This is a genomic window from Streptomyces marinisediminis, assembly GCF_026262575.1.
Taxonomy (GTDB): Bacteria; Actinomycetota; Actinomycetes; order Streptomycetales; family Streptomycetaceae; genus Streptomyces; species Streptomyces marinisediminis.
On record NZ_JAPKFL010000053.1, the window covers coordinates 1 to 9,729 of the forward strand.

Below are 9,729 nucleotides of genomic sequence, written 5' to 3' on the forward strand. Positions count from 1 at the left end.
CTGCCCGACTTCTCGCCCTTCTTCCTGGCGTCCTTGCCGGCGGCGCTGTCCGAGGCCGCCTCGGCGGCCTGGGTCTTGTAGCCGACGATCAGCCGCTCGGCCGCGGCGGCCGGCGCGGTGTCGGCCGGGGTGGCCGCGGGCGCCGCGGGCGCGGCCACGGACGCGGTGATACCACTGCCCAGCAGAGCCGCTGTCGTCACCGCCAGCAGGGATATGCGTACGGGTCTCACGATGGGTTGCCTCCAAATTACGACCTGCGCATGACAACCCCTCGTTCGCCTTCCGCGGGTGGGCTTCGGGCGCGACGGGGTCGAGCGGGGCGCAGGACCAGGGCCGGACTCCCGGCCGGCGAACTCCTCGCCGGCAGGACCGGAGAGGAGTGCCTGATGCGCCGACCAGGTGGTGGCAGGAATCTAGGCTCAGGTCCCGGCCCGGCCCATCCGTGCGGACGGCGTCACGGACACGCAAAGAAATCCGGTCGGCCGCCCGGAACCACGCAGTTTTCCCGCACGGATTTCCCGGACGTTCCCCGCGGCACCCCCCGCCGTCCGCCCGGCGGACGCTCCGGCGTCACCGGGGTGAGACCAGCCCCGTGCGGGAGGTGGTGCCCAGTTTCCGCATGGCGCGGGCGATGTGCTGCTCCACCGTGCGGTGCGACAGGTGCAGGGTGGCCGCGATCTCCCGGTTGGTCAGCCCACCGGCCGCCAGCTCGCCCACCTCCCGCTCCCGGGGCGAGAGCCGGTCCCCGTAGGACGGGCGCCCCCGGGGGCGGCGTTCCGCCGTGGGCTGGTGGACCCGCAGGGCGGCGCGGACCCGGGCGGCGTCCCACGTCGCCCCGAGGCCGGTGTACGCGTCCTCGCACGCCGCCAGTTCCGCCAGCGCCCGCTCGCGGGCGCCCTCGTCGCGGGCCGCGAGCACACAGCGTGCGGCGGCCTCGGCGGTGATCGTCCGGCTGTAGGGGCGGGGCATGCGGGCGAAGGCGTCCGCGGCGCCGCGGTAGCGGGGGGCGGCCCGCTCCGGCTCGCCCGCCGCCTCCGCCAGCGCGGCGCGCGCCCACTCCAGGGCCGCCGAGGCCACCGGGCTGTCGCGGCCGTCGAGCCCCGCGGCGAAGGCGTCGACCATCGCCCGCGCCGCCTCCGGCTCGCCCGCGCGCACCTCCGCCTCCACGGCCCAGGGCGCCAGCTCGGCGGCCCACACCCACACGCCCTTGGCCGCGACGCGCTGCCACGCCTCCCGGGCCTGGGCGGCGGCGGCCGGCACGTCCTGCCGGGCCAGGGCCAGGCGGACCAGCCCGGCGGAGGCGGCGGCCGACAGCGGGGCGGCCGTGCGGTCGGTCGTCGCCGCGTCCACGGCGGCCAGCCACTGTTCCGCCCTCCCCCACTCGCCCTGGGCCATGGCGTGCAGCCCGAGGATCAGCCGGGCGTCGGCGTTGATGACGGGCATGGTTGCGGTGTCCGCGACGAACGCCTCGCACCGGGCGGCGAGACCCGACCAGCGCCCGGTGTTCCACTCCAGCAGCAGGCGCGCCCCCAGGCCCGTGTGGGCGACGTACTCCGAGCAGCTCCGGGCCGACAGCTCCAGCCCCTCGGTGAGCAGCTCCTCGGCCCGGTCGTAGTGCCCGAGCCACATGGCGGCGTCCCCGGCGTTGCACACCCCCCGCGCCGCGTGCCGCACGACCGCCCCGTCCGGGCTGCCGGTCGGCAGTTCGCGCACCAACCGCCAGGCCCGGGGGTCGCCGCAGCACATCGCCAGGCTCACCTCGTTCACGGCGACGGCCGCGCGGGCGGCCTGAGAACCGCTGGCCTCCGCGGCCTCCCGGGCCCGGCGCAGCCACTTGAGGTGGACGTCCAGCGACACCCCCAGCCACTGCGGCACGGCCATGGCGGCCATGGCGCGGGCCGCGAGGTCCGGCCGCTCCACACGCAGCTCCCGCGCCGCGCGCTCCAGGTCCGCCCACCCGGCGACGCTGCGGCCCACCTGGTTGGACAGGAGCAGGCCGAGGTCCAGGCGCAGCTCGCCGCGCACCACACCCGGCAGGCTCTCGTCGTCCACGAGCTGCGCGAGCACCTTCACGGTCTGGTCCGAACGCAGCCCGGTCACGGCGCTGCGGGCCAGCAGCGGAGCGAGCCGGCCCCGCACCGACCGGGGGGCGGCGTCGGAGGCCAGCGCCTCTTCCAGCAGGGTGATCGCCTCCTGGTGCCGCCCGGCGTCGGCCGCCTGCCGCGCGGCCCGCTCGGCGGCGCGCAGCCACCCCCGGACCCGTCCGGCGGCCCGGTGGTGCCGGGCCAGCGACACCCACGGCACCGGCTGCCGACGGGCGAGCACGTCGGCAGCCCTGGCGTGCAGGCCCTGGCGCACCGACCACGGCACGGCCTCCAGCACCGCCCGGGCGGCCAGCGGCACGAAGAGCGCGTACCGCCCTTCCGCGTCCCGCGTCAGCGCGGCCCCGCCGAGCGCGGCGGCCAGGGCGGCCCGCCCCTCCTCCCCGCCCACCCCGGCGACCGCCAGGAGCTCGGGGCCGAAGACCGGCTCGTCCAGCGTCGCCGCGGCCCACACCACCGGGCGGTGCTCCGCGCCCAGGGCCGCCGTGCGGCTCAGTGCCAGCTCGGCCAGGCGCACGGGCACCCCCACGGCGTCCACCACGGCGACCGTGCACCGCTGCCGCAGGTCCCGCACGGCGGCGAGCACGTCGACGACGACCTGCGCCACTCCGCCCGAGCGCTCGTGCAGGCGGGCGACGGCCTCCGGCGTGGCCTGCTCCCCGACGGCCTCCTCCACCGCCTGGTGCACCTGGTCCCGCGCCCACGGCTCGACGTGGTGGCGCAGCACCGCCAGCTCCGCCGGGTAGCGGACCGGCGGGCTGCCCAGCGGCAGCCCCGGCTCGGCCAGCTCCTCCGGCCGGTACGTCACGACGGCGGCCAGCCCCGGCACGGCCTGCTCCAGCAGCCAGCGCAGCCAGGCCAGCTCCTGGGGACCGGCCCGGTGGACGTCGTCGACCAGCAGCAGCACGGGCCCCTCGGCCGGTACGCGGGGCAGCGGTCCCCCGTCCCCGCACGTCCACCGCGCCGCGGCGGCCGCCGCGGCCTCCGGCAGTTCGGCCAGCGCGCGCAGCAGCCGGCTCTTGCCGGTGCCCGCGGCCCCCTCGGCCAGCACCAGCACCGGCCGAGCACCCTCGTCGCCCAGGGCCCGGCGCAGCCGCCGCTCCCAGTCCGCCTCGCCTACTGTGACCATGCCGTACTCCCGCGCCGCCGATCAGGCTCCCGCGCCGCCCCGAGGCCGCACGGGTGTGGACCTCAGCAATTGTGGACAGGTGATCGGACGATTGTCACTGGTCAGGACGGTCGGGGGCGCTCCCGTACGGCTGCGGCCCGGTGCGCGCGCCCCGGGTCGCGGGCGGGGTCAGGCCGGTGCGGAGGCGAGCAGGGCCCGCTCCCCGGGGGTGAGCGGCGGGTGGGGGTGGGCGGGGCGTTCGGGGCCGCGGCGCAGGGCCGCCAGGAGGGCCGGGGTCTGGATCTGCGCGATGGTGGTCGAGAGGGTCATCAGGCCGACGGCGGCGCGGCTGACCTCCTGGTTGCGGGTGGCCACCGCGCTCATCGCGTCGGCGTCGCGGCGCTGGGCGGCGGCGGTGGCGGGGTCGGTGAGCCGCGGGTCGCGGCTGGTGACGCGCGCGCCGGGGTAGCGGACGTCGCCGGAGGTGGCCAGCAGCCAGGGGTCGTCGGCGGCGCGGGCGACGGCGCGCTGCGCGGCGCGGGCCAGCCCCGGCCCCAGGCCCCGGGTGCGCAGCTCGCGTTCGACGGCGGCGACGCCCCGGGCGGCGGCGCTCATGCCGTGGCCGTAGACGGGGTTGAAGGCGGTGGCCGCGTCCCCCAGGACGAGCAGCCCCTCGGGCCAGCGCGGCAGCCGGTCGTAGTGGACGCGCCGGTTGACCGTGGAGCGGGAGCGCCACACGGGCGTGAGCGGCTCCAGCGGGGCGACGAGGTCGCCCACGAGCGGGTGGCGCACGGCGTCGCGGGCGTAGCCGAGGAAGTCCGCCTCGGCGGCCGGGGGTTCGCCGCCCCGGGTGCCGGAGAGGGTGACGATCCACCGCCCGCCCTCGACGGGCATGAGCACCGCGTTGCGGCCCGGCCCGCCGGCCCCCGGATCGGCGAGGACGCTGACCAGCGGGAACGGGCCGGAGTCGGGAGCGGCCCGGGGCGCCTGGAAGACGCGGGTGGCGTAGACCATGCCGGTGTCGACGGTCTCCTCCTCGGCGGCCGGGACGCCCAGGCGCTCCAGCCAGCGCCGCGCCGCGGAGCCGCGGCCCGAGGTGTCGACGACCAGGTCGGCGTCGAGCCGCCGGACGGTGCCGGTGTCCAGCTCGCGCACCCGCACCCCGGTGACGCGGTCGGCCGTGCCGCACAGCTCCAGTGCCTCGGTGCGCTCCGCGACGGTCACCCCCGGCTCGCGCAGGGCCTGGTGGCGCACGGTGTGGTCCAGCAGCGGGCGGGTGCAGGCGAGGGTGTACTGCTCGTCGGCGAAGCGGTGCTGCCAGCCGAACGGCGTGTAGGAGACCAGGCCGGCGGGGATGGGGATGCGGTGGGCGCCCGCCTCGGTCAGCCGCCGCTGCGTCCCGGGCAGCAGCTTCTCCAGGACCCGGGCGCCGCCGGACCACAGAATGTGGCAGTGCCGGGCCTGCGGTACGCCTTTCCTGGGTTCGGGTCCTTCCGGATAGGTGTCGCGGTCCACCACCGTGACGCTGTCGGTATAACGGGCGAGGAGGGACGCGGTGAGCATTCCCGCGAGCCCCCCGCCGACGACAACGGCATGTCGGTTTCCGGCCATCTCTCCACGTGTCCTTTCCCGGCGCGAAAGCAGAACTAACTTACGAGTAATCACCCGGCTTCCGGGCAGGCGGAGTCCTCCCCTCCGCAGGACAGGGGTGGCTAGGGGTAGAGCTAGGGGTGACCCCGCGGCGCGGTCGAATGCGCGGGGGAAACCGCAGCTCACCGCGTATCTACGCGGCCCCGCCGGCTTTTCCCGGCGGCGGAGTTGCGCGAGTTGTCCGGGTACCGAATTGCCCCCCGGGTCCCTACAGTGCCGAGCATGACGACACACAGGGCGACGCCGGTGGTGGGTTTCACCGGCGCGGTAAAGGAGTTCGGCGCGGTACGCGCCGTCGACGGCCTCGATCTCACCATCGGAACTGGCGAAAGAGTCGCCCTGCTCGGTCGGAACGGCGCGGGCAAGTCGACCTCGATCGGCCTGCTGCTCGGGCTGGACGAACCGACGTCCGGAAGCGTGCGGCTGTTCGGGCGGGCCCCGGCCGACGCCGTGCGCGAGGGGCGCGTGGGCGCGATGCTCCAGGACACCAAGCCCGTCCCCCGGGTGACGGTCAAGGAGCTGGTGTCCTTCGTCGCGGCGACGTACCCGCGCCCGCTGCCGGTGGCGGAGACGCTGGAGCTGGCGGGCCTGGCCGACCTGGCCGGGCGCCGGGCGGACAAGCTCTCCGGCGGCCAGGCGCAGCGCGTGAGCTTCGCCGTCGCGCTCGCCGGCGACCCGGACCTGCTGGTGCTCGACGAGCCCACGGCCGCGCTGGACGTCCAGGCGCGCCGCGCGTTCTGGGAGTCCATGCGCTCCTTCACCGACCGCGGCAAGACGGTGCTGTTCTCCTCCCACTACCTGGAGGAAGCCGACCAGAACGCCGACCGCGTCGTCGTCATCGACCGCGGCCGACTGATCGCGGACGGCAGCAGCGCGGAGATCAAGCGCGCCGTGGGCTCCAGCCACGTCTCCTTCGACCTCCCCGACGGCTCGGGGGGCCAGGCTCCGGCCGGTTTGGAGTCGCTGCCGGGAGTGCTGTCGGTGACGGTCGCCGAGGGGCGGGTGCGGCTGCGCACGTCCGACTCCGACGCCACCGTGGACGCGCTGCCCGGCGTGGTGCGGGTGCGCGGCCTGGAGGTGGCCCCGGCCGGCCTGGAGGACGCCTTCCTGAGCCTCACCGACGACGCCGACCGCCCCGCGGACCCCCGGTACGCCTCCTTCGCCCCCTCTCCCGTCCAGACCCCCAAGGCAGGCGCGTGATGTCCCAGGCCACCCTGGTTTCGAGCTACGTCAACCTGGAACTGCGGCGCACCCTGCGCGACACCGGGTTCGTCATCTTCGGCATCGGCACGCCGGTGCTGATGTACCTGCTGTTCACCAACGTCGGCGGCGGCTCGGAGAGCACCCGCGAGTGGGCCGTCACCGCCATGGTGGGCCTGGCCGCCTACGGCGCGCTGAGCGCGGGGCTGACCAGCGGCACGGCGGTCGCCGAGGACAAGGCGGCCGGGTGGCTGCGGCAGCTCCGCATCACCCCGCTCTCCCCCGCGCAGGTCGTCGTCGGCCGGGCGCTGACCGGCTCGCTGATGGTGCTGCCCGCGATCGTCGTCGTGCTGCTGACGGCGATGCTCGCGGGCGGCGTCAGCGTCGAGCCGTACCAGTGGGTGGTGCTGACGCTGCTGCTGTGGGTCGGCTCGCTGCCGTTCACCATGCTCGGCATCGCCAACGGCTACCAGCTCTCGCCGCAGACCACCAACGTCACCAACATCGTCACCAACCTGCTGCTCGCGCTCGTCGGCGGGCTGTGGTTCCCGATCAGCGAGTTCCCCGGCTGGCTGGCCGCCGTCGCCGAGTGGACGCCCGGCTACCGCTTCGGCGAGCTGGGCTGGGCCACCGTCGACGGCAACGCGCCCAGCCTCACCGGCGTCGCCGTGCTCGCCGCCTGGCTGCTCCTCTTCGGCGGCTACGCCGCCTACGCCTACCGCCGCTCCGGCCGCAAGGCGTAGCCCCGCGCCGCGCCCCCCAACGCCTGTGGGCGGCACCTTCTCCGGAAGGTGCCGCCCACAGGCGTGTTGCCGTACCCGCGGCGCGGTCAGTCCACGGCGCGGCGCGTGAAGCCCCGGACGCCCACCAGCGCGGCGAGCACGATCGCGGCGGCGAGCACCAGCGCGTCCAGCCCCAGCGGCACGGAGTCGACGTCGCTCAGCAGCACGTCCCGCAGGCCCTCGTTGACGTAGGTGATGGGGTTGGCGCCCACCACGACCTGGAACCACTTCAGCCCGTGCAGGCTCAGCAGCGAGTACTGCGCGGCGGCGGTGAACATCAGCGGCGTCAGCGCCAGGCCGAACACCACGCCCACCCGCCGCGCCGGGACGACCGTGCCCAGCACCAGGCCCAGCGCGCCGCCCAGCAGGGCCCCGAGGACGAGCATGCCCAGCACCGGCGGGACCGACGCCAGCGGCCACCACGGCACCCCGAGCACCAGGATGCCGACCGGGACCATCAGCACCGCGGCGAACAGGCCGCGCACCGCGCCGAAGACGATCTTCTCCAGCGCGACCAGCCGGATGCCGACCGGAGCCATCAGCCGGTCCTCGATCTCCTTGGAGTAGGAGAAGTCCATCACCAGCGGCAGCGCGGTGGCCTGGAGCGCGCTGATGAACGCCGTCAGGCCGACGATGCCGGGGAGCAGCAGCGGCACGTAACCGGGGTCCACGTAGCTCATGTCGGCGAGCACCTTGCCGAAGACGAACAGGATGAACAGCGGCTGGAGCAGCGCTTCGGCGAGGAACAGCCAGGGCTGGCGGGCCGTGACCATGAGGTCCCGCCACAGGATCGAGGCGAAGATCCGGCCCGGCGCGGCGCCCCGGACCGGGCCCCGCGCACCGCCCCCGGCCGGGCCCCGGCCGCGCGCCGCCGCGCCGCCCCGGCTCCCGGCGCCGTCCGCCGCGTCGGCCCCGGCCGCGCCGGCCGTGGTGGTCGTGGGTGTTGTGACAGTCACCGAAGTCCCCTACCAGTCATGTGAATGAAGACGTCTTCCAGCCCGGCCTCGCGCACCGCGAGGTCCTTGACCTCGCAGCTCAGTTCGCCGAGCACCTTGAACACCGCGGGCAGCACGTCGCCGGCGCCGGACTCCACGCTGAGCGCGAACCGGTCCTCCTCCGGCTCCGGTGCCGCGCCGGGCAGGCCCGGCACCGGCGGCACCGGCATCGCGGGCGCGGCCGGTGCCGCGGGCACGTACTCCGCCGCCTCGACCCACGGCACGCCGCGCAGCGCCTCGCTCACCGCCTCCGGCGTCTCCCCGCGCAGGTCGAGCCGGAGCGTGATCGTGGTGCCGCCGGGCAGCGACCGCACCAGCCCCCGCGGGGTGTCGACCGTCAGGAGCTTGCCGTGGTCGACGATGCCGATGCGGTCGCACAGCTTCGCCGCCTCTTCCATGTCGTGCGTGGTGAGCACGACCGTCACGCCCTGTTCGCCGAGGTCGGCCACCAGGTCGTGCACGAACAGCCGGGCCTGCGGGTCGAGTCCGGTGGCCGGCTCGTCCAGGAACATCACCCGCGGGTCGTGCATCAGCGCCCGGGCGATCATCACCCGCTGCGCCTGGCCGCCCGACATCTGCTCCACCGGCGAGTCCGCCCGGTCGGCCAGCCGCACCCGCTCCAGCAACTCGTCCGCGCGGCGCCCGCGCTCGGCCCGGCCCATCCCGTGGTAGGCGGCGTGGAACACCAGGTTCTGCCGCACCGTCAGGGACCGGTCCAGGTTGTTGTGCTGCGGCACGACCGCGAGCACTCCGCGCGCCCGCGCCGGATCGGCGAACACCTCGACCCCGTCGAGCACCGCCCGCCCCGAGGTGGGCCGCGCCATCGTCGTCAGCATGCGGATCGTGGTGGTCTTCCCGGCCCCGTTCGGGCCGAGCAGCCCGAACACCTCGCCGCGCGCCACCGAGAAACTGATCCCGTCGACCGCGGGCGGCATGCCCGGCAGGTACTGCTTGACGAGGTCCTCGACGACGACCACGTCCTGGTTGGGTGCGTCCGGCACTTCGTGCCTCCTTTGCAAAGGGGAAAGGGGAAGGGCTGGTGGTGGGGGTGACATGGGGTGGGAGGGGCGGCCGGTGTTCCGGTGCCCGGGGCCCCGGGCGTCCCCCGGGGCCTTCCGTGTGCGCGTCGACGGCGGTGGCGGCGGCCGGGGTCAGGACTTGCCGAACTCGCGCTGGATGAGCTCGAACAGCTCGTCGGGCGTCGCGTCCGAGAGCAGGTCGTCGTCGGTGGCGCCGGTGGCGGTGTCGGTGACGGCGTCGGCGTGGTCGGTGGCCGCGGGGGGTGGTGCCTGGCCGGGGCTCGGGGGCGCGGCGGGGAGGGACGCGGGCCCGGTGGCGGCCGGGTCCGCGTGCGGCGGGAGGCCGGAACCCGGGGCCGCCGGGTGGGCCGCCTGCCACCCGGCCAGCAGCGCCTCCAGGCGCCGGGTGATCCCGGCCGCCTCGGCGTCCCCGGCAGGCAGGGTCGCCAGGAGCCCGTCGAGCTTCTCCAGCTCGGCCGCGGCCCGCGCCACCGGGCCGTCGGCGGGCGCGGGCAGCTCCGTGGCGAAGCGCTCCACGAGGTGACCGGCCAGGTCCCGCGCCGTGGGGAAGTCGAAGACGAGCGTGGTCGGCAGCCGCAGGCCCGTCCGCGCACCCACGCCGTTGCGCAGCTCGACCGCCATGAGCGAGTCGAACCCCATGTCCACGAAGCCCCGGCGGGGCCGGATGCGGGCCGGGCCCGCCACGCCCAGCACCCGGGCCGCCTCGGTGCGCACCAACTCCAGCAGGAGCGCGGCGCGACCGTCCTCGTCGGCCTCGGCCAGCTCCTTCCGCAGCGCCTGGACCGCGGCGTCGTCCGCCTCCGGCCCCGTGGGCGCTCCGGGCCCGGACGCGTCGACCGACTGCTCCCGGTT

7 protein-coding genes and 1 pseudogene are annotated in these 9,729 nt (G+C 76.0%); 2 read left to right on the plus strand and 6 right to left on the minus strand.

Annotated features, from left to right (window positions below):
• From OSB71_RS23740 to OSB71_RS23750, 3 genes and pseudogenes are all read right to left on the minus strand, one after another.
• Positions 1-230: pseudogene (locus OSB71_RS23740) on the minus strand (protease); the annotation flags it as partial.
• 340 nt (positions 231-570) lie between these two features.
• Positions 571-3,231: a LuxR C-terminal-related transcriptional regulator gene (locus tag OSB71_RS23745; RefSeq protein WP_265950862.1), complete on the minus strand. Its 2,661-nt coding sequence runs from the start codon at positions 3,229-3,231 to the stop codon at positions 571-573.
• Between the two features lie 168 nt (positions 3,232-3,399).
• Positions 3,400-4,773, minus strand: coding sequence for an FAD-dependent monooxygenase (locus tag OSB71_RS23750; protein WP_416237318.1), 1,374 nt, complete (start codon positions 4,771-4,773; stop codon positions 3,400-3,402).
• 309 nt (positions 4,774-5,082) lie between these two features.
• Between OSB71_RS23750 and OSB71_RS23755 the strand changes: the two genes are divergently transcribed.
• Both OSB71_RS23755 and OSB71_RS23760 read left to right on the plus strand, forming a co-directional pair.
• Positions 5,083-6,060 (plus strand): ABC transporter ATP-binding protein, encoded by a 978-nt coding sequence (locus tag OSB71_RS23755; protein WP_265950864.1) that lies wholly within the window; start codon positions 5,083-5,085, stop codon positions 6,058-6,060.
• Positions 6,060-6,803 carry an ABC transporter permease gene (locus OSB71_RS23760; protein ID WP_265950865.1) on the plus strand — a complete coding sequence of 248 codons (744 nt, stop codon included), beginning with the start codon at positions 6,060-6,062 and terminating at the stop codon, positions 6,801-6,803. The genes OSB71_RS23755 and OSB71_RS23760 overlap by 1 nt, the downstream gene beginning before the upstream one ends.
• An 86-nt stretch (positions 6,804-6,889) precedes the next feature.
• Here OSB71_RS23760 and OSB71_RS23765 read toward each other — a convergent pair whose 3' ends face one another.
• The 3 genes from OSB71_RS23765 to OSB71_RS23775 form a co-directional block, all read right to left on the minus strand.
• Positions 6,890-7,798, minus strand: coding sequence for an ABC transporter permease (locus tag OSB71_RS23765; protein ID WP_265950866.1), 909 nt, complete (start codon positions 7,796-7,798; stop codon positions 6,890-6,892).
• Entirely contained in the window at positions 7,795-8,838 is a 1,044-nt protein-coding gene (locus OSB71_RS23770) for an ABC transporter ATP-binding protein (RefSeq protein WP_265950867.1), read from the minus strand. Before OSB71_RS23770 ends, OSB71_RS23765 begins: the two co-directional genes overlap by 4 nt.
• 150 nt (positions 8,839-8,988) lie before the next feature.
• On the minus strand, positions 8,989-9,729 hold a 741-nt coding region (locus OSB71_RS23775), incomplete at its 5' end, for an acyl carrier protein (RefSeq protein WP_265950868.1).